Below are 26,973 nucleotides of genomic sequence, written 5' to 3'. Positions count from 1 at the left end.
GCCCTACTTGATCCCCGCCGCCTCGCAGGCCGCCTTGTACTCGGGCGTGCAGATCTCCGCGGCCTTGTACACCTGGTCGGCGATGATCGTGCTCGCGACGTTCTCCCCGGTCACGACCTGCGCGTCGTACAACCGGGCCGGGATGCCCTTGAACTCCCCCGAGAGACTGTCGACCTGAGTGGGAGTCAGATCGTCGAACTTCTTGCCCTTGAGGAGCCTGACCGCGATCTCGGCGGCGGTCTCCGCCTCCGGCTCGATCTGCTTGTAGATCGTGAATGCCTGGTCGCCCTTGAGGATCCGCTGGAGACCGGCGAGTTCGGAGTCCTGGCCGCCGACCGGGACCTTGATGCCGCGCTTGTTCAGCGCTGTGATGATGCCGCCGGCCATGCCGTCGTTGGCGGAGTAGACGCCCTGGAAACCGCCCTTGCCCAGGGAGTCGATGGCCGCGCCCATCTTCTTGTTGGCCTCGTCCGGGGACCAGTCCGGGATGTCCTGCTCGTAGACGATCTTCTTGACCCGGGTGTCCAGGACGCTGTGCGCGCCCTTCTTGAAGAACGGGGCGTTCGGATCGGTCGGCGAGCCGTTGATCATGACGACGCCGCTCTCCGCGGCCTTGGCACCGAGCGCCTTGACCAGCGCCTCGCCCTGGAGGCGGCCGATCTTCTCATTGTCGTACGACACGTACGCGGAGATCGGGCCCTCGGCGAGGCGGTCGTACGCGACGACCTCGACGCCCTTCTTCTCGGCCTGCCGCACCCAGGACTTGGTGGCCTTGTAGTCGACGGAGTCCAGGATGATGACCTTCACCCCCTGCGTGACGAGGGCGTCGAACTGCTTCTTCTGGGTGTCGCTCTGCTGCGCCGCGTTGCTGTACTTGACCTCGCAGTCGCCGCACAACTGCCTGACCTTCGCCTCGATGAGAGGGCGGTCGAAGGTCTCGTACCGGGTGGTCTTGTTCTCCGGCAGCAGCAGACCGATGGTCCTGCCGTCACCTCCGCCGCCGGCCGTGTCGTCACCGCCGGCCTTGCCGCAGGCGGCGAGGGAGACGGCCATGGAGAGTGCGGCCGTTCCTATGACGATGCGACGTGTCGTTGCGTTCTTCATACGGATTGCCTCCATGACGAGGCCGCGGCACCGCGGCCGAGGTGGCAGGCAGTCAACTCGGCCTTGCAGTGAGCGTCAAGGAGTAAATCATTAACAAGATGACAACGGTGCCATTCATTCTCTAAGTGAAGGCAGGGCCCTTTGTCGGCAAGGCGCTTCCCAAAAGGGTGGAATCCCCCATCTCGCTGAGCACCAGGGCGAGCGCGCCCAGCACCTCGGCCCGCCCCCCGAGCGCCCCGGGCAGCACCGAGAGCTGTCTGGCGGCGCTGGGGATGGCGTAACGGGCGACCGATTCGCGGATCGGCGCGAGCACCAGTTCGCCCGCCTCGGCGAGGGGCCCGCCGAGCACCACCCGGCTGGGGTTGAGCAGGTTGCAGAGGCTGGCCACCCCGCTGCCGATGTGGCGCCCGACGTCGGCGACCACCCGGCGGCAGCCCGGGTCCCCCTCCTGGGCCAGCCCGACCATCCCCTCCATGGTGAGGTCGGGGCCGTGGCCGGGCCGGAGCAGCGGCAGGACGTAGCGCGCCGCCGTGAACGTCTCCAGGCAGCCCCGGTTGCCGCAGCGGCACACCGGCCCCGACTCGTCGAGCGTGATGTGCCCGATCTCGCCGGCCGTGCCGCCCGGCCCGCGGTAGATGCGGCCGTCGATCACCAGGCCCGCCCCGACGCCGTCGGCGACCTTGATGTACGCGAGGTCCTTCACCCCCCGGCCGCTCCCCCAGACCAGCTCCCCGAGCGCCCCGAGGTTGGCGTCGTTGTCGACGTGCACCGGCACGCCGAGGCGCCCCGCCAGTTCCTCACGGGGATTGATGCCCTTCCAGCCCGGCAGGATCGACGTGGAGCCCAGCGTTCCGGACTCGACATCGATCGGGCCGGGCACGCCGAGCCCCACCCCGATCACCTTGTCCTGGCCGATCCCGGTCGCCCCGATCAGCCGTTCGACCAGCCGCTGGGCGCGTCCGAAGCCCTCCTCGGACGAGGCGTCGACGTCCAGCGGCTCGGCCTCCTCCGCGATCACCTGATGGGCGAGGTTGCCCACCGCCACCCGCAGATGCGTATGGCCGAAGTCGACACCCACCACGATGCCCGCGTCGCCGCTGAGCGAGACGCTGCGGGCCCGGCGGCCGCCCGCCGAGGTGGGGGTCACCTCGACCGTGCCGCCTTCCTTCAGTTCACGAACGATATTGGAGACGGTGGCCGCCGAAAGGCCGGTGCTCCGTGCGATCTCCGCCTGGGTGAGCGAGCCGGCCATGCGTACCGCACGCACGACCCGCTCCAGGTTGGCGCGATGCAGGGATGTCTGCGACCCCGGAGTCTCCATCGACTCACTCCTAGTGTTCTCTCCAAGATGTGAACTCCAAGCTGAGCGTTTTGCGGCACTCCCCGTCAAGACCTTGAGCCTCCGAGCCCACCCGAAAGCACCCGCCGCCCGAACGGCGTGCCCGGCCGGGATCCGCGCGGGCACGTGCCACCGCTCCCCCTGTCCGGCCCCGGAGAAGGGGGCCTGCGCACGCGGAACCGCCCGTCGGCACGGGGCCGACGGGCGGTTTTGGAGCGGGACGGCGGGGTGGGGCGCGGCGCTACTTCACCGCCCCGGCCGTGAGCCCCGCCACGACCTGGCGCTGGAAGACGATGTACGCCCCGAGGACGGGCAGCATCGCCATCACCAGACCGGCGAACAGGCCGGACCAGTCGCCCTTGTACCCCTGGCTGTTGGCCAGTTCGACCAGCCCCTGGGAGAGCACCCGCTGGTTCGGGTCGGTGTTCAGCACCGTGGGCAGCATGTACTGGTTCCACTGTCCGAGGAAGTTGAAGATCCCGACGCTGATCAGGCCGGGCCTCGCCATCGGCAGCATCACCTGGAAGAAGGTCCGGGTGTGCGAGGCTCCGTCGAGCATCGCCGCCTCCGCCACCGAGGTCGGCAGCGTCCGGAAGAACGAGGTGAGGAAGAAGACCGTGAACGGCAGCGAGTACGCGATGTAGACCAGGATCAGTCCGTGCCGCGTGTCCAGCAGGGCCATGTTGTTCATGACGAAGAACAACGGCACCAGCGCCAGGATGATCGGGAAGCTCATCCCGCCGATGAACAGGAAGTAGACGAAGCGGTTGCCGGGGAAGTCGAACCGGGCCAGGACGTACGCCGCCATGGAGCCCAGCAGAAGGGTCCCGACGAGCGAACAGCCCACCACCACGATGGTGTTGAGGAAGTAGTCGCTCATGTGCGCCTGGCTCCAGGCGCGCGACCAGTTCTCGAAGTGCAGCGTGTCGGGCAGTTCCCACGGGGTCGACAGGATCGAGTCGTCCGTCTTGAACGACGCCATCACCGCCCAGAGCAGCGGCATGACGACCAGGATGGCCCAGATGATCAGCACGCCGTGCGAGAAGACGTTGAGGACCTGGCCCTCGCTGTTCTTCTCCTTGGCCGCGGGCGCCGTCGCCCGGGTCACGGGGGCCGGTCGCCGCGCCGGGGCCGCGGGCGGGGTGTCAGTGGTCTTCACGCGTACTCACCTCGTACTGTCGAGCCGGACACGGAGGCCGACCTGTGGTGCCTGCCGGGGATTCCCGTTGATCGCCGCATCAGAACTCCAGCCGCTCGCGCCGGCCCAGACGCATCACGATGGCGGCGAAGGCCATGGTGACGACGAGCAGCCCGACACCGATCGTCGTCGCGTATCCGGCCTGCCCGTCGCGGAAGGCCGTCTGGTACACGTACAGCGGCAGGACCGTGGTCGAGTAGTCGGGACCACCGGGGCCCACGGTCATGACCTGCACGGCGGTGAACGCCTCCACGCCGAGGGCCAGGATCCCCATGTAGACCCAGCCCGACTGCACCGTGTCCCAGAGCAGCGGGAGCGTGATCCGGAAGAACGTGGTGATGCGACTGGCTCCGTCGAGGAGCGCCGCCTCGTAGAAGTCCTTGGGGATGGACGCCATGCCGGCGGAGAAGAGGACGACGAAGAACCCGACCGTCGACCAGACCAGGACCGTCATCACGCAGATGAGCGCCAGGTTCGGGTCGCCGAGCCACTCCGGCTGGACGGAGTCCAGGCCGAGCGTCTTCAGCGTCCCGTTGATCATGCCGCTGCGGGGGTTGAACGCGAACTGGAACAGCAGGGCGACGATGACGATCGAGAGCACCTGCGGGAAGAAGTAGGCGATCTTGTAGAAGCCCGAGCCGCGCACGCCGGAGATCGTGGCGTTCTTGCGCCGTCGGCCCCCCACGTTGAGCATGAAGGCGAAGAACAGCGCCAGGCCCAGCGTCACCAGCGGCAGCAGGAGCACGAGCAGCACGCTGTGCTGCAAGGACTTCCAGAAGATGTCGTCCTTGAGCATCTTCGTGTAGTTGGCGAACCCGACCATCTTGAAGTCGGGGCTCAGGCCGGTCCAGTCCGTGAACGAGTAGTAGATGGACTGGACGAACGGCCAGATCACGAAGACCGCGTAGAGCGCCAGTGGGACCAGCAGGAATCCCACGATGAAACGGTACTTGCCATGCTGCATCGTTTACCGACCCCGATCTTTCCGCGGGTGCCGCCGCTGGTGACGGTTGCTCACTAGTGCTTGTAGTGCTTGATGGACTGGTCCTTGGCCGTCGCGTCGGCGAAGGCCTGGATCTTCTTGATGGTCTCGGCCGGGGTCGCGCGGCCCGCCAGCATCTCGCCGAGACCGGCGATGCCGACCTGTTCCTTCTGGAACTTCGAGTACCAGCCCTCGAGACGCGGGTTCAGCACGTTGTCGCCGGCCAGCTTGAGCGCGTCGACACCCGACTGCAGGGCGGTCGACAGGGTCAGGCCGTCGGTGCCGCCGTTGAAGGACGTGAGCGACTTGACCTGCTTGGTGAAGTTCTTCGAGGACTCCTCGGAGAGCATGATGCGCAGCTGCTCCATGGCGCCTTCGGGGTTCCTCCCCTTGGCCGGGACGATGAAGGGCTCGCCGCCGGAGGCCCACATGGTGCCGAACGGCATCTTGTCGGAGGCGTCCAGGCCGGACGGTGCCGACACCATCATCTTGAAGTCGTCGGGCGTCGTCGGCGCCGCCTCGTTCTCCACCCACGAACCGTTCGGGATGAACAGGGCCTTGCCCTTGGTCCATTCGGTCTGCGACTGGATGTGGGTCAGCCCGGGGGTGCCCTGGAGGATGTACCCCTTCCGGTACAGCTCGTAGTACGCCTCGAACGCCGCCTTGACCGCGGGGTCCTTCCAGGCGTTCGGCTCCAGGTTGTCCATCCGGTCGAGGACCTCGCGGCCGCCGATCTTAGCGATGAACGGGTAGAGCGAGTACGCCAGGTAGTAGGGGTACTTGCCCGGGTACGTCCAGCCGGCGATGCCCTGCTTCTTCGCCTTCGCGCACAGGGCGAGCATCTCGTCCCAGGTCTGCGGGTACTTCGCGTCGAGCTTGTCGAGCGCGGTCTGCGAGTACCAGACGCCGTACACGGTGTACGCGTAGTACATGATCCAGACCGGGTCGCCCTCCAGCTGGCCCATCTCCAGGACGCCCGGGCGCAGGGTGTCGCGGACCTTCTTGTTCGGGTCGTCGTAGGACGGGGCGTCCATGAGCGTCGTCAGGTCCGTGAGCTGCTTCTTGCCGGCCAGGATGCCCATGTCCATCTGCTCGGCACCCGAGTTGTCGATCAGGTCCGGCGGGGTGCCGCCGTTGAACCGGGGCTGCAGCTGCGACTGGATCTTCTGCGTCGCGACGTGCTTGACCTTCGGGGCCTTCGGGAAGGCCTCGTTGTACCTCTTCTCCGCGTCGAGGGCGTACTGTTCACCGAATCCGCCGTTGAAGATGACGACTTCGAGCGGGGCCGTCTCGTTGACGCCGAGCGGGTTCTTCTTGGTGACCTTGCCCTTCTCGACCTTCTCGTCACCGCCGTCGCCGCCGCTCGCACACGACGCCAGGAAGCTCATCGTCGGCACGGTGAGCAGACCGAGTGCGGCCGATCGCTTGATCACATCGCGACGGCCGAGGCCCTCATTCTTGTGGGCGGAGGTGGATCCCATGCTCAAGTCCTCGCCTTCTCCAGGACTCAGGCGGTGTGTACCGGTCGCCCGTCGATATTCGCCTCAGGCGAAGGGCCCCGCCACCGCGGTCAGTTGCGCTTGGGTAGTGCTGATGTTTCAGGCTAGCCACGTGCAATGGGAGTTCGGGAAAGAACAGCCGACGCGGACACCTTCGTGCCCTGCGAACCCACCCCTCGCCCCCTTGCCCGCGTCACCGTGAAACGCTGCGCGGACGCCGACAGGTATAGTCCACTCGCGCCCAACTGAGCAAGATCGAATGCAAGTTGAGCAGCAGTCTTTCCCGAGTTGAGACCTCGCGGATACGTGCCCCTCGCACGTTCCGGCCCCGGCACGAGCAATTCCGCACCACCGTGGATTCCCTCGACGAAACGCCGCCAACACCCTTGACACATCCGGAACTTGGCTCACTGCCGCACCATGCGTATCGGCGTGACAACGTTGCCCGGATGCACCTCCGGAAAGTACTGCTCGGCATGCGGCCCCGACATGGACCTCGTGGGTGACACGGCCGCGGCGACCGCATCGATCGCGGCTTCACCGGAATTGATCATGATCGCCCCCGCCGCGGCACGGTCGCCCGAAAACGGCGTGCGGGACCAAAAGCCCATCTACGGCACGGACATTCCGTTCGACTTTCGAATCGAACGCAGGCCGACCGGACCGGCGCAACACCGTCGAAGAGGGTCCCGACGGAAATAAGCGGTCATCGGGTGCCGACGGCGGATTCTCCACTGGAATACCGGGCAAGGTCACCGACACAGTGACAGACGTCCGGGCCGGTGCGGAGAACACCGGCGACGAGGTGAAGGAGAGCCTGGTCGACGGGGAGCCCGGCAGCGGGCGGCTGCCGTTCGAGCCCACCGCCCGGCCGGAGTCCGGCCTCCCGGAACCGGTCGAGGCGGTCCCCCTCGATCGCGCCCCCGTTCCTCACCGCCTTCTCCCACGTGCGCGGCCGGCGCCCCTCCTCGGGGCATCGGCCGGGGCGCGCCACGGCCGTACGGGCGGGGGCGACGCCCCGCCCACCGCTCAGGCCCGCTCAGGCCCGCTCAGGCCCGCTCAGGCCTGCTCAGGCCCCTCCGGCCCCTCCGGCGTCCGCTGCGGGAAGAGGCTCTCCGGCAGGCACACGTTCCACGCCGTGATCACCGGATTGCCGTGCTCCGTGCCGAGCCGGGACACGGCCCCCGTGGCGAGCTGGAACAGCGTGCCCCCGGCGGGTGCCAGCCCGAGATAGCGGGCGGTGAGCACCCGCAGGAAGTGGGAGTGGGCGACAAGGGCGATGTCCCCGTCCCGGCCCGCCTCGCGCGCCACCTCGGCCAGCACCCGGTCGGCCCGGGCGCCGACCTCGGCGGGAGTCTCCCCGCGGTGCGCGTCGAGGCCGGGGGCGACGCCGTCGGTCCACAGGTTCCAGTCGGGACGGGTGCGGTGGATCTCGTCGGTGGTGACGCCCTCGTAGCCTCCGTAGTCCCATTCGTGCAGATCGGACGTGATGCGCGGAGCGGCGAGCCCGGCGAGTTCGGCGGTGCGCCGGGCGCGCGCCGAGGGGCTGACCAGGGTGAGCGCGATCCGCCGCTCGGCGAGCAGGGGCGTCAGCGCGAGGGCCTGGCGCTCGCCGAACGGGGTGAGAGGCAGATCGGTGTAGCTGGTGTGCTGACCGGACCGCGACCACTCGGTCTCGCCGTGCCGGATCAGGATCAACTCGCCCATGGTGCGTTCCGCCTCCTGTGCCGTCTCCGTGCCAGTGGCCGTGCCTTCCCCGTGCCAGTGGCGCTGTGCGGGGAACCCGCGGGCCCACGATCGCATTCCCCCGGCCGGTGGGCGGTGCGCCCGCCCCCGGGTGTCGCGCGAAGACGCGCGGGGCCGCACCCCGGTGCTCCGGGATGCGGCCCCTTGCCGTTCGGGCGGCCGACCGGCCGCCCGGCGTCGCCTACTTGCGGATCAGGCTGCGCAGCACGTACTGCATGATGCCGCCGTTGCGGTAGTAGTCCGCCTCACCGGGGGTGTCGATGCGGACGACCGCGTCGAACTCCACACCGGTGTCGGTGGTGACCTTGACCGTGCGCGGCGTGGTGCCGTCGTTCAGCTCGGTCACGCCGGTGAAGGAGAAGGTCTCCTGGCCGGTCAGGCCGAGGGACTCGGCGTTCGCGCCCTCCGGGAACTGGAGCGGGAGAACGCCCATGCCGATGAGGTTCGAGCGGTGGATGCGCTCGTACGACTCGGCGATGACGGCCTTGACGCCGAGGAGCGCGGTGCCCTTGGCGGCCCAGTCGCGGGACGAGCCGGAGCCGTACTCCTTGCCGGCCAGGACGACCAGCGGAATGCCGACGGCCTGGTAGTTCTGCGAGGCGTCGTAGATGAAGGAGACCGGCGCGTCGTCCTGCGTGAAGTCGCGGGTGTAGCCGCCCTCCGTGCCCGGCGCGATCTGGTTGCGCAGCCGGATGTTGGCGAACGTGCCGCGGATCATGACCTCGTGGTTGCCCCGGCGCGAGCCGTAGGAGTTGAAGTCACGACGCTCCACACCGTGCTCGGTGAGGTACTTGCCGGCCGGGGTGTCGGCCTTGATGGCACCGGCCGGGGAGATGTGGTCGGTGGTGACCGAGTCGCCGAGCTTGGCGAGCACCCGGGCACCGGCGATGTCCTCGACCGGGGCCGGGTCCATCGTCATGCCCTCGAAGTACGGGGGCTTGCGGACGTAGGTCGACTCGGCGTCCCACTCGAAGGTGTTGCCGGTCGGGATCGGCAGGGCCTGCCACTGGGCGTCGCCCGCGAAGACGTCCTGGTAGGACTTGTTGAACATGTCCTCGCCGATGGCGTTGGCGACGACTTCGTTCACCTCGGCCTCGGTCGGCCAGATGTCCGCGAGGTGGACCGGCTTGCCGTCCTGGTCGACGCCGAGGGCGTCCTTGGTAATGTCCACCTTCATCGAACCGGCGAGGGCGTACGCGACGACCAGCGGCGGGGAGGCCAGGTAGTTCATCTTGACGTCGGGGTTGATCCGGCCCTCGAAGTTGCGGTTGCCGGAGAGCACCGAGGTCACGGCCAGGTCGTGCTCGTTGACCGCCTTGGAGACCTCCTCCGGCAGCGGGCCGGAGTTGCCGATGCAGGTGGTGCAGCCGTAGCCGACGAGGTTGAAGCCGACCTTGTCGAGGTACGGGGTCAGGCCCGCCTTGTCGAAGTAGTCGGTGACGACCTTCGAGCCCGGGGCGAGGGTGGTCTTGACCCACGGCTTGCGGGTCAGGCCCTTCTCGACCGCCTTCTTCGCCACGAGCGCGGCGGCGACCATGACGTACGGGTTCGAGGTGTTGGTGCAGGAGGTGATCGCGGCGACGGTGACGGCGCCGTGGTCGATCGTGTAGGTGGTGCCGTCGGGGGCGGTCACCTGGACCGGGTTCGACGGGATGCCGTTGCTGACGGCCGGGGCGTCGGAGGCCGGGAAGGACTCCTGGCCCGCCTCGTCGGCGGTGGTGACGTAGTTGCGGACGTCCTGGGCGAACTGCGCGGCGGCGTTGGCGAGGACGATGCGGTCCTGCGGGCGCTTCGGGCCGGCGATCGACGGGACGACCGTGGAGAGGTCGAGCTCCAGCTTCTCGGAGAAGTCCGGCTCGGCGGCCGGGTCCAGCCAGAGGCCCTGCTCCTTGGCGTACGCCTCGACGAGCGCGACCTGCTGCTCGCTGCGGCCGGTCAGGCGCAGGTAGTTCAGCGTCTCGCCGTCGATCGGGAAGATCGCGGCGGTGGAGCCGAACTCGGGCGACATGTTGCCGATGGTGGCGCGGTTCGCGAGGGAGGTGGCGGCGACGCCCTCACCGTAGAACTCGACGAACTTGCCGACGACGCCGTGCTTGCGGAGCATCTCGGTGATGGTCAGCACGAGGTCGGTGGCGGTGGTGCCCGGCTTCAGCTCGCCGGTCAGCTTGAAGCCGACGACGCGCGGGATGAGCATGGAGACCGGCTGGCCGAGCATCGCGGCCTCGGCCTCGATGCCGCCGACGCCCCAGCCCAGCACGCCCAGGCCGTTGACCATCGTGGTGTGCGAGTCGGTGCCGACGAGGGTGTCGGGGTACGCCTGGCCGCCCCGGACCATGACCGTGCGGGCCAGGTGCTCGATGTTGACCTGGTGGACGATGCCGGTGCCCGGCGGGACGACCTTGAACTCGTCGAAGGCGGTCTGGCCCCAGCGCAGGAACTGGTAGCGCTCCTTGTTGCGGCCGTACTCCAGCTCGACGTTCTGGCCGAAGGCGTCCTTCGTGCCGAACTTGTCGGCGATGACGGAGTGGTCGATGACCAGCTCGGCCGGGGCGAGGGGGTTGATCTTGGCCGGGTCGCCGCCCAGCTCCTTCACGGCCTCACGCATGGTGGCGAGGTCCACGACGCACGGCACGCCGGTGAAGTCCTGCATGATCACGCGGGCCGGGGTGAACTGGATCTCCTGGCTGGGCTGCGCCTGGGAGTCCCAGCCGCCGAGCGCCCGGATGTGGTCGGCGGTGATGTTCGCGCCGTCCTCGGTGCGGAGCAGGTTCTCCAGGAGCACCTTCAGGCTGTACGGGAGGCGCGCGGAGCCCTCGACCTTGTCCAGCCTGAAGATCTCGTACGACTCGTCGCCCACGCGCAGCGTGCTGCGGGCGTCGAAGCTGTTCGCCGACACGACAGTCTCCTTCATCAATGTGCGCGTACTCCGCGCCGCGCCTCATTACGGCGGGCGCCGCGTGGTGCCGCCTGCGGCCCCTCGCCCATCCGTTAAGGTAAGACTTAGTTAGGTAACCCTTACCCGATGGCGGACTGCGGTGCGCCTTCGGCAAATATCTCGATGTCGAGATAACTCTAGTACATCACCGCTGCCCGGTCATGCGCGGGCACCCGTGTCCGCCGCGGCCGAGGGCCGACCGCCGCGGAGTCCGGGCCTTCGGCAGGGGCGGGATCAGAAGGTACGTGCCAGCAGCAGGACGCCCATCGCGAGCATGGTGGCCGCGACCAGGGCGTCCAGCACCCGCCAGGCGCCGGGGCGGGCCAGGACACCGCCGAGGAGCCGGGCGCCGTAGCCGAGACCCGCGAACCACGCCAGGCTCGCCAGCATCGCGCCGAGACCGAAGACCCAGCGCAGCGGGCCGCGGTCGGCGGCGACCGAGCCGAGCAGCAGCACGGTGTCCAGGTAGACGTGCGGGTTGAGCCAGGTCAGGGCCAGGCAGGTCAGCACCGCGGCACGGACGGAGCCCGCGGCGGCGCCCCCCGCCGTCAGCGACTGTCCGGCGGCGGGTCGCAGCGCCCGGCGGGCGGCCAGCACGCCGTAGCTGATCAGGAAGGCGCCGCCGACCAGGCCGACCGCAGCCAGGGCGGCGGGCCACGCGGTGACCACGGCACCGAGCCCGGCCACGCCGAGGGCGATGAGGACCGCGTCGGACGCGGCACAGATGCCGACCACCGCGAGCACGGCCTGCCCGCGAGCACCCTGGCGCAGGACGAACGCGTTCTGCGCTCCGATGGCGACGATGAGGGACATGCCCGTACCGAATCCGGCGAGGGCCGCCGAGAGGACACCGCTGTTCATGTCGTCCGACGCTATGGCCCGCCGTGACATCAGTACAGCTGAAGTTTCTTACGTAGCATTAGCCGCCGTGATGGCGGATCTCCCCTTCGACCAGGTGCGTACGCTGCTCGCCGTCGTCGACGAGGGCACCTTCGACGCCGCCGCGGCGGCGCTGCACGTGACGCCCTCGGCGGTCAGCCAGCGGGTCAAGGAGCTGGAGCAGCGCACCGGGCGGGTGCTGCTGATGCGTACGAAGCCGGTGCGGCCGACGGACTCCGGGCAGGTGGTGGTGCGGTTCGCGCGCCAGCTGGCCGCTCTGGAACGGGATGCGCGCGCGGAGCTGGGGATCGCGACCGGGGCGGGCCCGGCCCGGGTGCCCATCGCGGTGAACGCGGACTCCCTGGCCACCTGGTTCCTGCCCGTCCTGACCCGGGTGCCGCAGGACCCGCCCATCTGCTTCGACCTGCACCGCGAGGACGAGGCGCACACCGCGGCGCTGCTGCGCGAAGGCCAGGTGATGGCGGCGGTGACGTCGTCGGCGCAGCCGGTGGCGGGCTGCACGGTGCGCCCGCTGGGCCTCGCGCGCTACCTGCCGGTGGCGAGTGCGGGGTTCGCGGCGCGCCATCTGTCGTCGGGGCCGCTGGAGCGCCGCCTGGCCGACGCGCCGGTGATCGTCTTCGACCGGCGTGACGACCTCCAGGACCGGTTCGTCCGGTCCCTCACGCCCGACGGTTCGGGCGCCGGCCGCCTGCGCCACCACGTCCCCACGTCGGAGGGCTTCTGCGACGCGGTGGCCTCCGGTCTGGGCTGGGGGCTGGTCCCGGAGCCGCAGGCGGAGCCCCTGCTGCGGTCGGGCGCCCTCGTCGAACTGGCCCCGGGGCGGCGTGTGGACGTACCGCTGTACTGGCAGCAGTGGAAGCTGGACGTGCCCGCGCTCGCCCTCGTGGCGCGGACGGTCTCGGCCGTGGCGGCCGAGACCCTGCACCCCCAGGGCTGACGGCGTCCCCGCGTTCCGCCGCCCGCCGGCCGGCGCCGGAACCGGCAGGGCGGGGCGACGGCTGCGGGAACCCCGTCCGCCCGGAAGGACGTCCACGGATTCAGGACACGCAGGGACCAGGACTCGTCGAAGGGCGCCGCACGCCATGGCCGCAACAGCCGCACGCCACCTCGTCCGTTACGCCCCCGGCCGCCCCGCCTCCGTGCTGCTCTGCAACGACACGGGACGCCTTCCCGCCGACCTGCGCCGGACGGGTCTGCCGCCCGAACTCCACGTCTGAGCCCACACTCACGGCCTTCCTGGCCCGTCTTCCCGGCCGTCCGGCACCGTGTCTATGATCCCGGCATGGCTGTTCCCGCGGTCGTCCCCATCGCCCACGAGCCGGACCACCGGACCGACACCATCGGGCACTACGCGGACGGACGGTTCCTGGCCACGGTCACCCATGCCCTCCCGGACGCGTGCGGGGACATCGCGGTCCGTCCCTTCCGGCTGACGGTCGACGGTGCGCTCTTCGTCCTCGTCACGGAACGCCACGAGGACGGCGACGGCCAGGACGACCGGGCCGAACTCCTCCCCGACGGCCTCGGGTTCGGCGCCCCCTGGGACGGCCTGCACGACACCTGACCCACTGCGACACGGGCCGTGCCATCGCCCGGTGGCGCGAGCACCCGAGCGAAGGAGAAGCATGAATGACATCGCCGCGTTCGACGGCATATCCCCGACCATCCTCGCCGAACTCCTGGGCCGCGAACACGTCATGGACATCGGCATCCGCCCGCTGTGGTCGTCGCCCCCGCGCGTGGCCGGACCTGCGTTCACCGTGCGGTGCCCTCCGGGCGACAACCTGATGCTGCACGCGGCCATCTACCGCGCGGAACCCGGTTCGGTCATCGTCGTCGAGGCGGGGGACGTGGACTACGCACTCGCGGGAGGAAACGTCTGCGCCATCGCCCGGCGTCGCGGGGTCGCGGCATTCGTGACCGACGGGGTGATCCGCGATCTGGCCGAGGTGCGCGAGCTGGGTTTTCCCGTCTTCGCCAGGGGCGTCATGCCCGTCCCGGGAGTGAAGAAGGCCGTCGGACCGCTCAACGTCCCGGTGCGGTGCGGCGGAGTGGAGGTCCACCCCGGCGACATCGTGGTGGCCGACGAAGAGGGCGTCGTGGTCACCCCGGGCGCCCGCCGCGAACAAGTGCTCCTCGAAGCCCGCAAGAAGCTCGCCGAGGAGGCCCGGGAGACCCTCGACACCTGGCAGGAGGCGCACCGCGCCCGGGTCGACGGCATCCTGGCCGAGGGCGGCTTCACCGACTGATCCCGCCCGTCCCCTCGTCCTCGTCCTCGTCCCCGTCCCCGTCCCCGTCCCCGTCCCCGAACGGGCGCACTCCGCGCGCCGGGGCGGCGGACCGGGTGGACCATGGAACGCACGTGCCACCCGTGCCGTGCCGCGCCTCTGACGTGCACGTGAGCGGCCAATAGTCGCGCCTGCGCACCGTCGTCACCCGAACGGCGCACCCCACCGGAAGGCGCATCTCATATCTGAGATAGCCTTTCGCCATGTCAGACGATTACCTCGTACGCATCGGCAAGCTCATACGTGACGCCCGTCAGCACCGGGGCTGGACACAGAGTCAGCTCGCCGAGGCGCTCGCCACCAGTCAGAGCGCCGTCAATCGCATCGAGCGCGGCAACCAGAACATCAGCCTTGAGATGATCGCGCGCATCGGTGAAGCGCTCGACAGCGAGATCGTTTCTCTCGGCTACGCCGGGCCCATGCATCTGCGCGTGGTCGGAGGACGCCGGCTCTCGGGCGCCATCGATGTCAGAACGAGCAAGAACGCGTGCGTGGCACTCCTCTGCGCCTCACTCCTCAACAAGGGCCGTACCGTGCTGCGCGGCGTCGCCCGCATCGAGGAGGTCTACCGCCTCCTGGAGGTCCTGAACTCCATCGGCGTGCGAACCCGCTGGATCAACGGCGGGACCGACTTGGAGATCGTCCCGCCCGCCCGGCTCGACATGGACGCCATCGACGCCGACGCCGCCCGCCGGACCAGGTCCATCATCATGTTCCTCGGCCCGTTGCTGCACCGCATGGACTCGTTCAAGCTCCCGTACGCGGGCGGTTGCGACCTCGGTACGCGGACCATCGAGCCGCACATGATCGCGCTGCGCCGGTTCGGACTGGAGATCGCCGCGACGGAGGGCCTGTACCACGCACAGGTCGACCACGCGGTCACCCCCGGCCGCCCCATCGTGCTGACCGAACGCGGCGACACCGTGACCGAGAACGCGCTGCTGGCCGCCGCCCGGCACAACGGCACGACCGTCATACGCAACGCTTCCTCCAACTACATGGTCCAGGACCTCTGCTTCTTCCTGGAGGCGCTGGGCATACGCGTCGACGGCATCGGCACGACGACTCTGACCGTGCACGGCGTCCCGCACATAGACGTGGACGTCGACTACTCCCCCTCCGAGGACCCGGTCGAGGCGATGAGCCTGCTGGCCGCCGCCGTGGTGACGGAGTCCGAGCTGACGATCCGCCGGGTACCGATCGAGTTCCTGGAGATCGAGCTCGCGGTGCTGGAGGAGATGGGCGTCGACTGCGACCGTACGACGGAGTACGTCGCCGACAACGGCCGTACCAGACTGGTCGATCTCACGGTCCGCCCCTCCAAGCTGGAGGCGCCGATCGACAAGATCCATCCCATGCCGTTCCCCGGGCTCAACATCGACAACGTGCCCTTCTTCGCGGCGATCGCCGCCTCGGCACACGGTCAGACCCTCATCCACGACTGGGTCTACGACAACCGCGCCATCTACCTCACCGACCTCAACCGGCTCGGCGGCAGGCTCCAACTCCTCGACCCCCACCGGGTCCTGGTCGAGGGCCCGACCCGGTGGCGCGCCGCCGAGATGATGTGCCCGCCCGCGCTGCGCCCCGCCGTGGTCGTGCTGCTCGCCATGATGGCGGCCGAGGGCACGTCCGTGCTGCGCAACGTGTACGTCATCAACCGCGGTTACGAGGAGCTGGCGGAGCGCCTGAACTCCGTGGGGGCACAGATCGAGATCTTCAGGGACATCTGAGGGGCTCCACAATGTAGTGCCGTCGCACGCTTACTCGACCTGCCCGAATGCAAGCAGGAAGGAGGTGCGACGGCACCCGCGTGACAGCTCTGGGACTCTGCGCCTGTTCACGTTCAAAAAAGAAGCAAGTCTCGGCCTCTGCGGCCCTTCTCGGCGACGCGGTAGCGAATGGGGTGCACGAACCGCCGGGTCGCAGTACGCGACGCGCTCCATACCGGCGGTCGCGGCCTCGCACTCGTCGCCGCGCTCTCCAACCGCTGGGAGACGGTTCCCCATCCGCCCAGCGGCAAGACCGTCCGAGCCGAACTGACCACTCCGAACCGCGAATGAGTACAGTCGGCGGGACGCCATCCGAAAACCGGCCACCCCAATCCGGTGGGCGGGCTCCAGGCGGTGGCTGGAGCGAGGCCGAAAGCATGGGCGCGCAGACGCCCACAGCTGGTTGTACCGCTCACGAGGAGGCCGGTTGCCCCCTGTGGAGGATCGCGCGAGCGATCCGGAAGAGGGCAAGGACAAGAGCGCCGACGGCGAGGACAGCGAGAGCGACGATCGTGGGGTTCACCCATGAGGGAACGAGGCCGACATGCTCGTTGCACGCGTCGGACAACGGGAAGTAAGACGTGCCATCCACACCTGTACGGTCCCGCCACGCCTGGTCGTAGGTGGTGTGGAGGGTGAGCTCGCAGGTTTCCTGTACGTCCAGACCGCCTGAGAAGATGCCGAAGCCCCACACATTGGCCGCGAGGCTCCCGAAGATCAGGGCGGCACCGAGGAGGGCGACGGGCTGCTTGTGCCACGGCGGGGGCCGTTTCGCGCCATGGCGCAGCATCAGCAACCCTGCCGGGACCGCCAGGACAAGACCTGCGAGGACGAGTTCGAACATCAGGACTCGGCACCGACCCTAGCGACGATCGCATCGGCGGACCCGAGCGCCTGCCGCCGGTCACCGGCCACCGCCACGACGTACGGCGTCGTACGGAGCATCTGCGCGTACGCGGACGACTGGGCTTCGGTCTTCAGGCCCGTCGCTTCGATCCGCGCCACAGCGCCGTGCATGTGACGCTGTGCCGCAGCGGTGGCATCCTGATGGTGCAACACGATGCTCAGTCCCCGCGCCCTGGCCTTCTTGACCCAGCCGTGCAGGCTCTCGGAGTTGATGCCGAGTTCGCGGGCGACATCGGTCACCGTCCGTCCCGACGAGCCCACGAGCTCGATCGCGTCCCGCTTGTAGTCGTCGGAGTACCGCTTCGTGTACTTGCTTCCCACCTGGCACTACTTCCTCTGGAACCTCTCAGATCCCAGTCTCCAGGTATCCGTGATCAAGGGGAACTTCATGGAGCGCCTTACCCCAGAGCAGCGCCGCCGCTTCCGCCAGATCGTGGCGGGCTTCGTCGACGAGCCCCGCTCGGAATCAGTCAGAACTTCTGTTGTTCAGCATCGGGGGGCAGGAGGCAGGGAGTGTCGACGGACAGACTCCATTGATCATCGGCCACGTCACCCGCGGAGACATAGTGCTTGTCCTTCGGATGCCGGGCCTGAACACCGTAGGTGCCACGCTCCTGCCCAGGGCCTTCCTGGTAGCCGACGATCTTGAATCCCTGGGCTTCAAGTTCGCTTTTCAGTGCCCTGGCTGCCTCGCTGTACCGAGCCCGGGGCAGTTTGGCACGTGCGTTGAACATCAGGGTGAACCGGCTGTCGTCGGCTGTCTCACCGTTCTTGCCGGTGCAGCTGGTGAAGTTTGCCTTGGCCGTGGCGGGGATGATCTCGACCTTGGTCGTGCGGGCCATGGACTCGACCCAGTGCTGGGCCCAGGCCTGCGCCTTCTCCTTACTCATGCGGGGAAGGGGATCGTTTACGCCGTTGTCGGACATGCAGCCTCCGAGAAGCAGTGCGAGGGCAAGGGCGAGGAAGGCCCGCCGTGTTGTGGGCATGGTCTGCGGTCTCTTTCGGATCAGTTGGACGGCCCGGGACGCGGCTTCAGCCCGGCGATGATGCGGCCCTGATTGTCGAGGCTCTGGCTGCCGTCGTCCCAATATCCGCTGTGCCCGGAGGTGTCGACATACATCCTCTGGGCTCCGAAATCGGGGTCCTTCGGGTCCGCTGAGAGTGTGAGTCCGGAGGTCCAGTTGGAGACGAAGTCGTTCCCGGAAGCGCCGACCCACAGGTGTTGGGGATTCACGTGTAGCTGGTCGGCGCGTTCCACGGTGAGGCCCGGGCTGCCGACAACAACGATGTCGTCCGCGTCCAGTCCGGTGCCGCCAGCATCGGCGGCACCGGTCATAGAAGATCCGTAGCTGTGGCCGATGACGGTGAGGTGCCCGCGATCGCCTTCGTGTGCGGATCGGAGACCGTGGGTGAAGTTGCGTAGGTCTTCTTCACCTGCCTTGGCCCGGCCTTGGGTGATTACGCTTCCGTCGACCTCGGGGGCGTCGTAGTCCATCCAGCTGATCACGGCGACGTCTTCTCCGGCTGCGGTTGAGTTTGCCGCCGCGTTTTGCAGTTTTTCGATGCGGTTCAGCTGTCCGCCGTAGTTGTCCAACTGGTTGTCCGTTCCCGGCACCAGGACCGCGGTGTGCCGGGCGCTGTCGGGGTTACCCAGGGCCACGATGGCGCGGCCGTCCTTCTCGGTGCCGAAGCCGAGGAGGTACATCTGCTTGTTTGCCGGGCCGCTGTCCGTCTTCTCCAGACGGTCCTTGAGGTTGGTCAGGTGCCGGTAGTTGTACCGGTCGTGGTAGCCAAGGCTGTCTTCCCGCAGTGCATAGTCATTCAGACGCAGGTCCAGGGCTGAACGGTTGGCTTCATCGCGGGTGGGCGTGGGCAGACCGTCCAGCGCGCCGATCCTGTCCGGGTAGGCGGCGAGGTAGAACTGCCGCTTCTCCTCGTCCAAGCCAGCCCACCCATGCAGGTCAGCGCCCCACAACCACCCATCGCGGCGGGTCACGGGGCCGCCTGGTCTCTTCAGGGACATCTGAACAGCCTGCCGCTTCACCCGCTCTGACCTGCTTTGATGCGGGCCTGGAGGGAGTGCGGCGGCGCCCGTGAGACACCTCCGGGACTCTGAGCCTGATTCGGCTCATCCGGCAGCGGTCAAGCCGTCCCCGCTGTCTGCGCGCCCGCCCGCGTGAAGGGGCACCGGCTCATCCGACGAGCACCCTCAGGGCCTCCTCCGACCCCCGGTCGTCGGGAAGGTAGGCCAGCAGATGGTGGCCCGGCTCGTCGACGGCGGCGAGCTTGACGTACCGCAGCCGCAGATCACCGGCCACGGGGTGCCGGAAATGGCGTACTGCGGGATGGAACGCCGAGGTCTCCCGGCGGCCGTACCAGCGCGCCGCATCCGGGTCGGCAAGGAGCTCCTCGGTGATCTCGGCGTACCGGCCGTCCTCCGGATGCCGGGCGGCCTTCGCCCGGAACTGGCCGAGCAGACTCCGCGCCTCCGACTCCCAACTGGCCAGCAGCGTACGGGCCGGCGGCCAGCGGAACACCAGCCACAGCAGATTGCGCTGCTTGGGCGCCAGCCGCGCCAGGTCGGTGAGCAGCGCCGTATACCCCGAGTTCCAGGCCAGCAGGTCCCAGTGCGGGTCGAGCACCACGGCCGGGTTCGGCGCCAGCGACTCCACCAACGACAGCAGATTCCGCGACACCCACCCCGGCGGCTGCTCGGACGGCGCGGCGTGCTCCACGAACGACATCACATGCGCGGTCTCGTCCGGGGCAAGGCGCAACGCCCGCGCCACCGACCGCAGCACCTGCTCCGACGTACGGACCCGGCCCTGCTCCAGCCACGCGTACCAGGAACTGCTGATCCCGGCCAGCTCCGCGACCTCCCCGCGGCGCAGCCCCGGGGTACGGCGCCGTGGTGAGCCGGGCAGCCCCACATCGGCGGGCGCCAGCCGCTCGCGGCGAGAGCGCAGAAACGCGCCCAGTTCGCGGCCCGGGCCGTTGAGTCCGCCGCCGTTCATACCCGTCCCCCTTGTGACGCCGACCCGCCCCGCGGCTTGGCACCACGCCCACAACGTGTGAGCAAGGGTAATCGGCTACGGGGCCACCGTGACCGTCCGCGGTGGTGAGCTGGATCTGCCGGTCCGAAAGCGGCGGCAGGCACGACTCGAGGAGCCCCATGGACACCACCGACTCGGACCGCACCACCCCCGTGCCCCCTCCGGCCGCCACCGCGGGCCCGACCGCCCCGCCACTCCCCGCTGCCTCGCTGCGCCTGTTGCGCGCCGCCGGTTTCGTCAGCAACTTCGACCGCTTCTGCATCACCCCGATGCTGCTGCTCATCGGCACCCAGCTCGGCGTCTCGCTGCCCACGGTGATGCTCGCCGCCAGCGGCTACTTCCTCGCCTACGGCCTGATGCAGCCGGTCTGGGGCCTTGCGAGCGACCGTCTCGGCCGGGTGCGGGTGATGCGGCTCTCGCTGACCGGGGCCGCCGTCGCCGCATTCTGCTCGGTGATCGCACCCGACGCGACCGTGCTGATCGTGGCACGCTCCGCGGCCGGCGCGTTCTTCGCCGCGTCCATCGCCGCGTCCATCACGTACATCGGGGACACCGTGCCCGCCCCGGTCCGCCAGCGCCCGCTCAGCGAGCTGATGACCGCGTTCGCACTCGGCACCGCTGTGGCCACCATCGTTGCCGGAGCGCTGGCGCACTACGTCAGTTGGCGCCTGGTCTTCGCCCTGCCCGGCTTGATCGCCGCATACCTGGCCGTCGCCCTGCGCCGGCTGCCGGAGCCGGCGCGCCCGGCGCCCGGTACGCTACTGGCCCCGTTCAAGGTCGTCCTGCGCTCCCGCTGGCAGTGGTACGTCATGGCCGTCGCAATGCTCGAAGGCGCCGTCCTGCTGGGCTTCTTGACGTACATCGCACCGGCCCTGGAGGCCCAGGGCGCCTCGGCGACGCTGGCCGGTGCGGTGTCCGCGCTGTACGGCGTGGGCTCGATGGCCGCGGCGCAGACGGTCAAGCGACTGGTCGGGCGCTGGACACCGGTACGGCTGATCGTGGTCGGCGGGGTGCAGATGGCGGTGGCGTTCGGCCTCTCCGCGGCCAGCCGGTCGGTGCCCGCGCTGGTGGTGTGCACGCTGCTGCTCGGCGGCGGCTGGTCGTTCATGCACTCCACGATCCAGTCCTGGGCCACCGTCCTCTCCCCGGCGGCCCGCGCCACCGGCGTCGCCATGTTCGGCCTGGCTCTCTACGTCGGCAGCGCCCTCGCCAGCGCTTTCGCCGCCGGACCCGCCGAGCACCACGCGTACCGGGGAATGTTCCTGACGGCCGCGGTCCTCACCGTCCCGCTGACGGTCGCCGCCGCGGCGGGCCGCGCCCGCTACCGGGGCTGACCCGGCCGCACCGGCGCCACACCCAGGTGGCGGACCGGATCCGGTTGTGCCAGGCGGAATTCGGGAGAAGCGGGCCGGTGTCGAGCGAAGAGAACCAACCGGTCCAGGGATCCAGCGGATGGCGGATGTGAGGTGCCCCAAGGCCCCGAGGCCGCGTTGCGCACATCCGTCTTCCCTCCCCTCGCCCCGGCCGGCTGTCAGGCGATGGACGCCACTGCCGAACCGGACGTCGGACCGTCCGGCCGGAGCAGGTCCGCGGCCCGGAGGGCGGTGGACCCCGCGTCCGCGTCCGCGGGCAGGAAGCGTCCGGCCTTGCCGCTCCAGGTGACGACGAGCTCGTCCCGGGCCCGGGTGACGGCCGACGGCCGTCCGCCCGCGTCAGGGGGCGGCGGACGGCCCGGGAAGCCCGCACTCGGCCCAGACCGTCTTCCCCGGCGCATGGGGCCTCGGATGCCAGCCCCAGCGGTCGGCGATCCCTTCGACGAGCAGCAGTCCCCGACCCCCGCCGGCGAGCCCGGATCCCGGCGCGGGGACGGGGAGTTCCCCGGGCCGGGGCGGTACCCGCTCGCCCCGGGTGTCGCTCACCTCGACCCGTACGGTCGGCCGGTCCTCCGCCGTCATGCGGAGAAGGAGTTGGAAGTCCCGCCCGGACACGTGCCCGTGCCGCACCGCGTTCGCCGCGAGCTCGGCGACGACCAGCACGACCGCCTCGTGCGGCCCGGTCCCGTACGGCACGCCCCACTCTTCGAGGCGGACGGCGGCCAGCCGACGGGCGAGCCGGGCGCCACGGGCGGTGGAGGTGAATCCCATGGCAAAGACATGGGCACTCAAGTACGAGGACAAGCCGGAGGGTTGAGTCGTGCGGCCGTGGGTGTCGATGTTGCTGTTCATGACCACCAGGCTCCTCGCGGTGGCGTAGCGTGACCAACGGTGACGCACTGACGCGAACCTCTTGTACGCGCGGTGTCGGTGCCGGTACGTGGAGCACGGTGTGACCGCGCCCAGCGGTGGGCGTTGGTCCGGGGAGGCAGGGTGCGATGGCGGCAGAGCAGACGAAGCCCGAGGCCGGGGCCAGGGCCGGGGCCGGGGCGGAGCGGGACGAAGAGAGCGGCGCACGAGCGGCGGACAAGTCGAGCCAGGGCGTGGTCACCGCGTTCGGGCAGAGCATGAAGACGCTGCGGATGCGGGCGGGGATGGAACGGGAGGAGCTGGGGAACCGGCTGGGCTACTCGGCGTCGACCATCGCGTCGTTCGAGCAGGGCCGGAGAATCCCGCCGCCGCGGGCGATCGACCGGTCTGACCAGGTGCTGGATGCGGGCGGCCTGCTGACGGTGTGGAAGGAGATGCTGGAGAAGGCGCAGTACCCGGCGTTCTTCCAGGGGATGGCCCAGCTGGAGAAGCAGGCCATGGAGTTGCTCGCCTACGACTCCCTGGTGGTCAACGGCCTGCTCCAGACCGAGGAGTACATGAGGGCGCTGCTCGCCATGCGGCGCCCGCCTCTGGATCAGGAGACGATCGAGCAGCGGGTGATGGCTCGGTTGGCCCGGCAGGACATCTTCAACCGCCGGCCCGCGCCGCTGCTGAGCTTCGTGATGGACGAGTCGGTCCTGAGGCACCGATACGGCGGCAGGGAGGTCCTGCGAGGACAGCTGGAGCACCTGCTTCTGATCGGCCAGAAGCCCAACGTCGAGCTGCAGGTCATGCCGACAGACTGCCAGGACAACGCAGGCGTCAACGGTCCGTTCACCGTCATCACGCGCAAGGACGGCAAGAAGTTCCTGTACGTCGAAGCGCAGAACACCAGCACCCTGGCGACCGACCCGGAGCAAACGGTTCTCGCCGCCGCGCGCTATGGGATTATCCGTTCACAGGCTCTCACCCCGCGAGAGTCGCTGAAGTTCATCGAGAAGTTGCTGGGAGAGCTATGAACAACACCGAATCCCTCGCCTGGTTCAAGAGCAGCTACAGCGGAACCGAGGGCGGCCAGTGCATCGAGGTTGCGGCGGGCGCGGGAGCCGTGCACGTCCGGGACTCGAAGAACATGACCGGACCGGTCGTTCGAGTGTCGCGCGAGGCATGGGCGGGGCTCGTCGGGCTCGCTTCAGCCGAGTAGTACAGCCGACGCTCGTACGCGCGAGAGCCCTGCCCGTCCGTGTCGGACGGCAGGGCTCTCGCCTGTACGGGAACGGATCGGTTCCCCGCCGCCTCCGGGGCCTTCGTGTCCCCGGGCTTCCAGTCGGCCTCCCGCATCCGTCGCGTGAACTCGGCGTGGGGCTTCGAAAGAGCGCACCCTGACGAGCCGAAGTCAGTGGATCGGTGTGGTCCAGGCGGTGAGGGTGCGGGGGGTCAGGCCGTAGCGGCTTTTGAAGACGGGATTGCGCCGGCCGCCTTCGAACCAGGGACGGCGGTTGGCTATGGCCTCGCGCAGCAGTTCGGCGAAGACAATGTAGAAGGGGCTGAATCCGGGGCATGCGTCGTAGTCGATGCCGCACGCCCAGAAGTGCAGCCGGGTGGGGTCGACGAGGGCGAGCGCGGAGCCCACCAGGTGGCCGTCGACGCGCAGTTCGAGGACGCGTACGTCGTTGCCGAGCGCACGGACGAAGTCCTGGAAGAGGCCGGGCCGGTAGTAGTCGGAGTTGTGGTACTTGGCGGCGGTGGCGCGGGCGAGGCGGACGAAACCGTCCAGGTCGGCTTCGTGGGGCGGGTGGAACGAGGTGGTCAGTCCTGCGTCCTGCGCGTTGCGCAGGTCGTGGCGCATGTTGCGGCGGGGGGCCTTGCCGAGGCCGTTGAGGTAGGTGTCGAAGTCGGGTACTGCTCGCAGGTCGAGGCCCCAGCCGGTGTCGATCTCGACGGGGTGCAGGCCCGCCTGGGCCAGGATCTCCGTGTGCGGGTGGGCGGCGTCGATGTTGGCCAGGCCGATCAGGGACGCGTCCCAGGCGGTGGCTTGTCGGCGCAGGGCGCTCAGGAGCGTGTGGGCGGCGGTGTCGTCGGCCTGAGGGTGGAGGGGCAGGACGGTGTCGAAGCAGTGCCAGACGTGGCTGAAGACGACTGGCGTGTCGACGGCCTGCGGCAGGTGGCCGGCGAGGACGCGCATCGGGTCGACACGTTGTTGCAGATAGGCGGGGAGTCCTGCGACCGCCAGTCCGGTGTGGTCCCGCACCAGCAGGTAGGCAGTCTGCCGCACCGGGTGAAGGGGGTGTTGTTCGAATGCGCGCAGGAAGGGGCGCCGGTAGAAGACGGGTGCGTCGGCGGCGTTCATGAGGGTGTCCCATTCCGCGCCGCAGTCGTCGATCGAGGTGTGGGCCGTGACGGTGAGGTGGTCGGTCGGGGTGCGGGTCATGCCGTGGCTCCTGTCGGCTCGGACCAGGTGAGTACGACCTTGCCGGCGTTGCCCTCGGCGGCCGCGGCGAATGCCTCGTCGTACTCGTCGGCCGGGAAGTGGTGTGTGATCACGGGCTGGGGGTCGAGCCCGTCTCGCAGGAGGTCGCGCATGCTGTGCCAGGTGTCGAAAACCCGTCGTCCGCTGATGCCGTGGACGGTGATCATGCGCAGGGAGAGATCGGCCCAGTCGGCCGGTACCGGTTCCGGCGGCAGGCCCAGCAGTCCGACATGGCCGCCCCGGTCCACGCAGGACAGGGTTTCGTGCAGGGCCTGGGGGTTTCCGGACATCTCGAAGGCGACATCGAAGCCGGTGTCCATGCCGAGGTCGGCAAGCAGGCGGGAGACAGCTCCGGGGGCGGCCTCGACGGTGTGATGGGCGCCGAGTGTCTGGGCCAGCTTCAGCCGGAAGGGGTTGACGTCGGTGACCGCCACCAGCCGGGCACCGCGGTGGACGGCCACCGCGGCGGTCAGCGCGCCGATCGGCCCGGCACCGGTGATCAGAACGGTGCGGCCGCCCAGGTCGAAGGTGTCCGCGGCGTGCACCGCGTTGCCGAACGGATCGAAGATCGCGGCCACGTCCAGGGAGATGCCGGGGGCGTGGACCCAGATGCTCCGGGCCGGCAGCGTGATGAACTCGGCGAACACGCCGTCGCGTTGAACACCGAGCCCCTGCGTCCCCGTGCACAGATGCCTCGCCCCGGCCCGGCAGTGGGCGCAGCGTTCACAGGTCAGGTGGGCCTCGGCCCCGACGAGCTGCCCCGGCCGCAGCGCGCCGACGCCCGCCCCCACCTCCACGATCTCCCCGACGAACTCGTGCCCGACCACGCGCGGCAGGGTCAGTGTGCGCTGCGCCCAGCCGTCCCAGCGGTGAATGTGCACATCGGTGCCGCAGATCCCCGTGCGCAGGACCCGGATGCGGACGTCCTCACGGCCCATCGCCGGCTCCGGTACGTCCACATAGCTCAGGCCGGCGGCCGCCGTGGTCTTGACCAGCGCCTTCACAGTCGATCCACATCCTCGGCGGCAGCCTCGCCGGGGAGCGGGGCGTGGAGACGGTCCAGGGGAACGGCGATCCGCCGGTCGTTCTTGTCCTCCAGCCAGCCTTCGAGGTCGAACAGCCACCATGCGTCGACATCGACGACGTAGAACCGTCGAGGCCCACGGCCCTCGAACTCCGCCCTGTCCAGACGCCATTGCTCGCGCACCTGCGGGTCGGCGAAGTTCCGCTCGTAGTACCACTGGCTCAAGGCGGTGAGCTCATCGGCGCCGACCGCCCGCGCCGTCCCGGTGAACTGGGCGCCGTCCAGGCCCAGTTCATTGTCGAGGCCGGTCATGAACAACGACGCGGACAGCCGCCCGTCGGCCTCGATGTTGACCGAGTGCCGGGCGGCCCGCAGCGAGTACCACAGCAGGCGCAGCGGACCGCGCAGCGGCACGAAGTTCACCGTCGACGCCCACGCGCCGTCCGGGCCCGCCGTGGCCAGGGTCATGAAACGGGCCTGTTCGATCAGGAGGTTGCTGCGCGTGACCAGCTGCTGCGTCCGGTCGGACGCGGGCCGCGACGGGGCCATCACAGTCCTCCTTCCTTGACCGCGTCGAGGATCAGCGCGTGCGGCACCCGGAGATAGTCCGCACCGAAGCCCGCCGGGGCGTCATCGGTCACCAGGTGGGAGGGCTGGGCGGGGGCGCCGAACCCGCACGCGGTCAGCGCCCGGCGCAGCGCGGCCGTGCTCCACAGCCGTGCCACGACATGCGCGTCGTGCCGGCCGAAACGCAGATCGAGTCCCAGCGGCGCGCCATCGCCCCTGGAGCCCTGGTCGTACACGCGGAAACCGTAGGAGGCGTAGTAGTCCGGGTCCGGGTGAAAGGCAGGGTTCACCGGCAACGTCACGAACCGGCCCCCGGGCCGCAGTGCCCGCGCCGCGGTACGGCACATCGCCGTCAATTCCTCGTACGTGGTGGCATAGGGCAGCACATACACGCCGAGGACGATGTCGAACGAGCCCACCATGGCCTCCGGCAGGGCACCGGTCACGTAGGTGATTCCCTTGGGCTCCCGCTCCTCGGCCCGCCGGGCGTGGGCGACCATGCCCTCCGCCTCGTCCATCCCGACCACCGCGTCGGCGCCCTGCTCCGCGAGGAGGCGGCTGTAGATCCCGCTGCCGCACCCCAGGTCCAGGACACGCAGGCCCTTGAGTGCACCGACCGCTTGCAGCACGGAAGGTGTCTCCAGATGCCGGCGAAAGGGCGTCTGGGAGAACTCCTCGTACAGCAGGGCCAGTTGATCGAACTGACTGCTCACTGTCACTCTCCTCCGGTTAGGAGGTCGCGCGCATAGGTGCGACGCCGACCCACCTATGCGCGCGACCTCTAAGGGTTGACTCCGATGGGTTTGCGATATGTCAGGAATCTCCTGGCCTGCGCTCCCGCTCAGTTGCGCGACACGATCTCTGTCGCGCCACGGCATGTGGAAGAGCGCGCATCTGGAGGCACAGGAGGCATGTGCGGCATCAGTCATGTACCGGGCGGGGCCCTG

The 26,973-nt window shown here is 69.3% G+C and carries 28 protein-coding genes; 9 read left to right on the top strand and 19 right to left on the bottom strand.

The window, feature by feature from the left end; all coding sequences use genetic code 11:
* Positions 1–3: 3 nt before the first annotated feature.
* The 9 genes from ACFYXM_RS17665 to ACFYXM_RS17625 all read right to left on the bottom strand — a co-directional run bounded on the left by ACFYXM_RS17665 (position 4) and on the right by ACFYXM_RS17625 (position 11,664).
* Positions 4–1,104 (bottom strand): substrate-binding domain-containing protein, encoded by a 1,101-nt coding sequence (locus ACFYXM_RS17665; protein WP_389290222.1) that lies wholly within the window; start codon positions 1,102–1,104, stop codon positions 4–6.
* 121 nt (positions 1,105–1,225) lie between these two features.
* Positions 1,226–2,425, bottom strand: coding sequence for an ROK family protein (locus ACFYXM_RS17660; RefSeq protein ID WP_389290220.1), 1,200 nt, complete (start codon positions 2,423–2,425; stop codon positions 1,226–1,228).
* A 259-nt stretch (positions 2,426–2,684) separates the two neighbouring features.
* Positions 2,685–3,602 carry a carbohydrate ABC transporter permease gene (locus ACFYXM_RS17655; RefSeq protein WP_389290218.1) on the bottom strand — a complete coding sequence of 306 codons (918 nt, stop codon included), beginning with the start codon at positions 3,600–3,602 and terminating at the stop codon, positions 2,685–2,687.
* Between the two features lie 79 nt (positions 3,603–3,681).
* Positions 3,682–4,605: a carbohydrate ABC transporter permease gene (locus tag ACFYXM_RS17650; RefSeq protein WP_389290216.1), complete on the bottom strand. Its 924-nt coding sequence runs from the start codon at positions 4,603–4,605 to the stop codon at positions 3,682–3,684.
* A gap of 53 nt (positions 4,606–4,658) precedes the next feature.
* Entirely contained in the window at positions 4,659–6,104 is a 1,446-nt protein-coding gene (gene ngcE, locus ACFYXM_RS17645) for an N-acetylglucosamine/diacetylchitobiose ABC transporter substrate-binding protein (RefSeq protein WP_389290214.1), read from the bottom strand.
* 425 nt (positions 6,105–6,529) lie between these two features.
* Positions 6,530–6,676 carry a hypothetical protein gene (locus ACFYXM_RS17640; RefSeq protein WP_389290212.1) on the bottom strand — a complete coding sequence of 49 codons (147 nt, stop codon included), beginning with the start codon at positions 6,674–6,676 and terminating at the stop codon, positions 6,530–6,532.
* A 505-nt stretch (positions 6,677–7,181) separates the two neighbouring features.
* The gene (locus ACFYXM_RS17635; RefSeq protein ID WP_389290211.1) at positions 7,182–7,829 is read right to left on the bottom strand and encodes a histidine phosphatase family protein; all 648 of its coding nucleotides are present in this window, start codon (positions 7,827–7,829) and stop codon (positions 7,182–7,184) included.
* 220 nt (positions 7,830–8,049) lie between these two features.
* Positions 8,050–10,764, bottom strand: a complete 2,715-nt coding sequence (gene acnA, locus ACFYXM_RS17630) for an aconitate hydratase AcnA (protein WP_389290209.1) — start codon at positions 10,762–10,764, stop codon at positions 8,050–8,052.
* Between the two features lie 273 nt (positions 10,765–11,037).
* The gene (locus ACFYXM_RS17625) at positions 11,038–11,664 is read right to left on the bottom strand and encodes a LysE/ArgO family amino acid transporter (protein WP_389290207.1); all 627 of its coding nucleotides are present in this window, start codon (positions 11,662–11,664) and stop codon (positions 11,038–11,040) included.
* A 70-nt stretch (positions 11,665–11,734) separates the two neighbouring features.
* On the opposite strand from ACFYXM_RS17625, the gene ACFYXM_RS17620 reads away from it, so the two are divergent.
* The 6 genes from ACFYXM_RS17620 (at position 11,735) to ACFYXM_RS17595 (ending at position 16,054) form a co-directional block, all read left to right on the top strand.
* The gene (locus ACFYXM_RS17620; protein ID WP_389290281.1) at positions 11,735–12,640 is read left to right on the top strand and encodes a LysR family transcriptional regulator ArgP; all 906 of its coding nucleotides are present in this window, start codon (positions 11,735–11,737) and stop codon (positions 12,638–12,640) included.
* A gap of 145 nt (positions 12,641–12,785) precedes the next feature.
* Complete coding sequence (locus tag ACFYXM_RS17615) at positions 12,786–12,920, top strand: hypothetical protein (protein WP_389290206.1); 135 nt, start codon at positions 12,786–12,788, stop codon at positions 12,918–12,920.
* A gap of 65 nt (positions 12,921–12,985) precedes the next feature.
* Positions 12,986–13,267: a hypothetical protein gene (locus ACFYXM_RS17610; protein ID WP_389290204.1), complete on the top strand. Its 282-nt coding sequence runs from the start codon at positions 12,986–12,988 to the stop codon at positions 13,265–13,267.
* Positions 13,268–13,328: 61 nt separating this feature from the next.
* Complete coding sequence (locus ACFYXM_RS17605; protein ID WP_389290203.1) at positions 13,329–13,952, top strand: RraA family protein; 624 nt, start codon at positions 13,329–13,331, stop codon at positions 13,950–13,952.
* A 242-nt stretch (positions 13,953–14,194) separates the two neighbouring features.
* On the top strand, positions 14,195–15,724 hold the full coding sequence (locus ACFYXM_RS17600; RefSeq protein ID WP_389290201.1) for a helix-turn-helix domain-containing protein: 1,530 nt from the start codon (positions 14,195–14,197) through the stop codon (positions 15,722–15,724).
* A 168-nt stretch (positions 15,725–15,892) separates the two neighbouring features.
* The gene (locus tag ACFYXM_RS17595; protein WP_389290199.1) at positions 15,893–16,054 is read left to right on the top strand and encodes a hypothetical protein; all 162 of its coding nucleotides are present in this window, start codon (positions 15,893–15,895) and stop codon (positions 16,052–16,054) included.
* Positions 16,055–16,175: 121 nt separating this feature from the next.
* Here ACFYXM_RS17595 and ACFYXM_RS17590 read toward each other — a convergent pair whose 3' ends face one another.
* The 5 genes from ACFYXM_RS17590 to ACFYXM_RS17570 form a co-directional block, all read right to left on the bottom strand.
* Positions 16,176–16,607, bottom strand: a complete 432-nt coding sequence (locus ACFYXM_RS17590; RefSeq protein ID WP_389290197.1) for a hypothetical protein — start codon at positions 16,605–16,607, stop codon at positions 16,176–16,178.
* On the bottom strand, positions 16,607–16,990 hold the full coding sequence (locus ACFYXM_RS17585) for a transposase (protein WP_389290195.1): 384 nt from the start codon (positions 16,988–16,990) through the stop codon (positions 16,607–16,609). The genes ACFYXM_RS17590 and ACFYXM_RS17585 overlap by 1 nt, the downstream gene beginning before the upstream one ends.
* Before the next feature lie 149 nt (positions 16,991–17,139).
* On the bottom strand, positions 17,140–17,559 hold the full coding sequence (locus ACFYXM_RS17580) for a hypothetical protein (RefSeq protein ID WP_389290194.1): 420 nt from the start codon (positions 17,557–17,559) through the stop codon (positions 17,140–17,142).
* A 116-nt stretch (positions 17,560–17,675) separates the two neighbouring features.
* On the bottom strand, positions 17,676–18,611 hold the full coding sequence (locus ACFYXM_RS17575) for an alpha/beta hydrolase (RefSeq protein WP_389290192.1): 936 nt from the start codon (positions 18,609–18,611) through the stop codon (positions 17,676–17,678).
* A 250-nt stretch (positions 18,612–18,861) separates the two neighbouring features.
* A complete protein-coding gene (locus ACFYXM_RS17570; protein ID WP_389290190.1) occupies positions 18,862–19,683 on the bottom strand; it encodes a helix-turn-helix transcriptional regulator in 822 nt (273 codons plus the stop codon).
* A 158-nt stretch (positions 19,684–19,841) separates the two neighbouring features.
* On the opposite strand from ACFYXM_RS17570, the gene ACFYXM_RS17565 reads away from it, so the two are divergent.
* Positions 19,842–21,056, top strand: coding sequence for an MFS transporter (locus ACFYXM_RS17565; RefSeq protein WP_389290188.1), 1,215 nt, complete (start codon positions 19,842–19,844; stop codon positions 21,054–21,056).
* A gap of 378 nt (positions 21,057–21,434) precedes the next feature.
* Here ACFYXM_RS17565 and ACFYXM_RS17560 read toward each other — a convergent pair whose 3' ends face one another.
* Positions 21,435–21,947 carry an ATP-binding protein gene (locus tag ACFYXM_RS17560; protein ID WP_389290186.1) on the bottom strand — a complete coding sequence of 171 codons (513 nt, stop codon included), beginning with the start codon at positions 21,945–21,947 and terminating at the stop codon, positions 21,435–21,437.
* A 146-nt stretch (positions 21,948–22,093) separates the two neighbouring features.
* Here ACFYXM_RS17560 and ACFYXM_RS17555 point away from each other — a divergent pair, with 146 nt between their 5' ends.
* Positions 22,094–22,984: a helix-turn-helix domain-containing protein gene (locus ACFYXM_RS17555; protein ID WP_389290184.1), complete on the top strand. Its 891-nt coding sequence runs from the start codon at positions 22,094–22,096 to the stop codon at positions 22,982–22,984.
* A complete protein-coding gene (locus ACFYXM_RS17550) occupies positions 22,981–23,169 on the top strand; it encodes a DUF397 domain-containing protein (RefSeq protein WP_389290182.1) in 189 nt (62 codons plus the stop codon). Before ACFYXM_RS17555 ends, ACFYXM_RS17550 begins: the two co-directional genes overlap by 4 nt.
* 192 nt (positions 23,170–23,361) lie before the next feature.
* Here ACFYXM_RS17550 and ACFYXM_RS17545 read toward each other — a convergent pair whose 3' ends face one another.
* The 4 genes from ACFYXM_RS17545 to ACFYXM_RS17530 are packed head-to-tail and all read right to left on the bottom strand — an operon-like array spanning position 23,362 to position 26,739.
* Positions 23,362–24,396 (bottom strand): GNAT family N-acetyltransferase, encoded by a 1,035-nt coding sequence (locus tag ACFYXM_RS17545; protein ID WP_389290180.1) that lies wholly within the window; start codon positions 24,394–24,396, stop codon positions 23,362–23,364.
* The gene (tdh, locus tag ACFYXM_RS17540) at positions 24,393–25,439 is read right to left on the bottom strand and encodes an L-threonine 3-dehydrogenase (protein WP_389290178.1); all 1,047 of its coding nucleotides are present in this window, start codon (positions 25,437–25,439) and stop codon (positions 24,393–24,395) included. The genes ACFYXM_RS17545 and tdh overlap by 4 nt, the downstream gene beginning before the upstream one ends.
* Positions 25,436–26,008 (bottom strand): pyridoxamine 5'-phosphate oxidase family protein, encoded by a 573-nt coding sequence (locus ACFYXM_RS17535; protein WP_389290176.1) that lies wholly within the window; start codon positions 26,006–26,008, stop codon positions 25,436–25,438. The genes tdh and ACFYXM_RS17535 overlap by 4 nt, the downstream gene beginning before the upstream one ends.
* Entirely contained in the window at positions 26,008–26,739 is a 732-nt protein-coding gene (locus ACFYXM_RS17530) for a class I SAM-dependent methyltransferase (protein ID WP_389290174.1), read from the bottom strand. Before ACFYXM_RS17530 ends, ACFYXM_RS17535 begins: the two co-directional genes overlap by 1 nt.
* Between the last annotated feature and the right edge of the window lie 234 nt (positions 26,740–26,973).

Source organism: Streptomyces sp. NPDC002476 (genome assembly GCF_042889785.1).
Taxonomy (GTDB): Bacteria; Actinomycetota; Actinomycetes; order Streptomycetales; family Streptomycetaceae; genus Streptomyces.
Note: the sequence above shows the minus strand (reverse complement) of the source record. Positions and strands in the feature narration are given on the sequence as shown.

Coding starts and splice junctions, on each gene's coding strand:
- ACFYXM_RS17665 (WP_389290222.1), bottom strand. CDS start 1,104: ATGAAGAACGCAACGACACGTCGCATCGTCATAGGAACGGCCGCACTC.
- ACFYXM_RS17660 (WP_389290220.1), bottom strand. CDS start 2,425: ATGGAGACTCCGGGGTCGCAGACATCCCTGCATCGCGCCAACCTGGAG.
- ACFYXM_RS17650 (WP_389290216.1), bottom strand. CDS start 4,605: ATGCAGCATGGCAAGTACCGTTTCATCGTGGGATTCCTGCTGGTCCCA.
- ngcE (WP_389290214.1), bottom strand. CDS start 6,104: ATGGGATCCACCTCCGCCCACAAGAATGAGGGCCTCGGCCGTCGCGAT.
- ACFYXM_RS17640 (WP_389290212.1), bottom strand. CDS start 6,676: ATGATCAATTCCGGTGAAGCCGCGATCGATGCGGTCGCCGCGGCCGTG.
- ACFYXM_RS17635 (WP_389290211.1), bottom strand. CDS start 7,829: ATGGGCGAGTTGATCCTGATCCGGCACGGCGAGACCGAGTGGTCGCGG.
- ACFYXM_RS17625 (WP_389290207.1), bottom strand. CDS start 11,664: ATGAACAGCGGTGTCCTCTCGGCGGCCCTCGCCGGATTCGGTACGGGC.
- ACFYXM_RS17620 (WP_389290281.1), top strand. CDS start 11,735: ATGGCGGATCTCCCCTTCGACCAGGTGCGTACGCTGCTCGCCGTCGTC.
- ACFYXM_RS17615 (WP_389290206.1), top strand. CDS start 12,786: ATGGCCGCAACAGCCGCACGCCACCTCGTCCGTTACGCCCCCGGCCGC.
- ACFYXM_RS17610 (WP_389290204.1), top strand. CDS start 12,986: ATGGCTGTTCCCGCGGTCGTCCCCATCGCCCACGAGCCGGACCACCGG.
- ACFYXM_RS17605 (WP_389290203.1), top strand. CDS start 13,329: ATGAATGACATCGCCGCGTTCGACGGCATATCCCCGACCATCCTCGCC.
- ACFYXM_RS17600 (WP_389290201.1), top strand. CDS start 14,195: ATGTCAGACGATTACCTCGTACGCATCGGCAAGCTCATACGTGACGCC.
- ACFYXM_RS17595 (WP_389290199.1), top strand. CDS start 15,893: ATGGGGTGCACGAACCGCCGGGTCGCAGTACGCGACGCGCTCCATACC.
- ACFYXM_RS17590 (WP_389290197.1), bottom strand. CDS start 16,607: ATGTTCGAACTCGTCCTCGCAGGTCTTGTCCTGGCGGTCCCGGCAGGG.
- ACFYXM_RS17580 (WP_389290194.1), bottom strand. CDS start 17,559: ATGAGTAAGGAGAAGGCGCAGGCCTGGGCCCAGCACTGGGTCGAGTCC.
- ACFYXM_RS17570 (WP_389290190.1), bottom strand. CDS start 19,683: ATGAACGGCGGCGGACTCAACGGCCCGGGCCGCGAACTGGGCGCGTTT.
- ACFYXM_RS17565 (WP_389290188.1), top strand. CDS start 19,842: ATGGACACCACCGACTCGGACCGCACCACCCCCGTGCCCCCTCCGGCC.
- ACFYXM_RS17560 (WP_389290186.1), bottom strand. CDS start 21,947: ATGAACAGCAACATCGACACCCACGGCCGCACGACTCAACCCTCCGGC.
- ACFYXM_RS17555 (WP_389290184.1), top strand. CDS start 22,094: ATGGCGGCAGAGCAGACGAAGCCCGAGGCCGGGGCCAGGGCCGGGGCC.
- ACFYXM_RS17550 (WP_389290182.1), top strand. CDS start 22,981: ATGAACAACACCGAATCCCTCGCCTGGTTCAAGAGCAGCTACAGCGGA.
- ACFYXM_RS17545 (WP_389290180.1), bottom strand. CDS start 24,396: ATGACCCGCACCCCGACCGACCACCTCACCGTCACGGCCCACACCTCG.
- ACFYXM_RS17535 (WP_389290176.1), bottom strand. CDS start 26,008: ATGGCCCCGTCGCGGCCCGCGTCCGACCGGACGCAGCAGCTGGTCACG.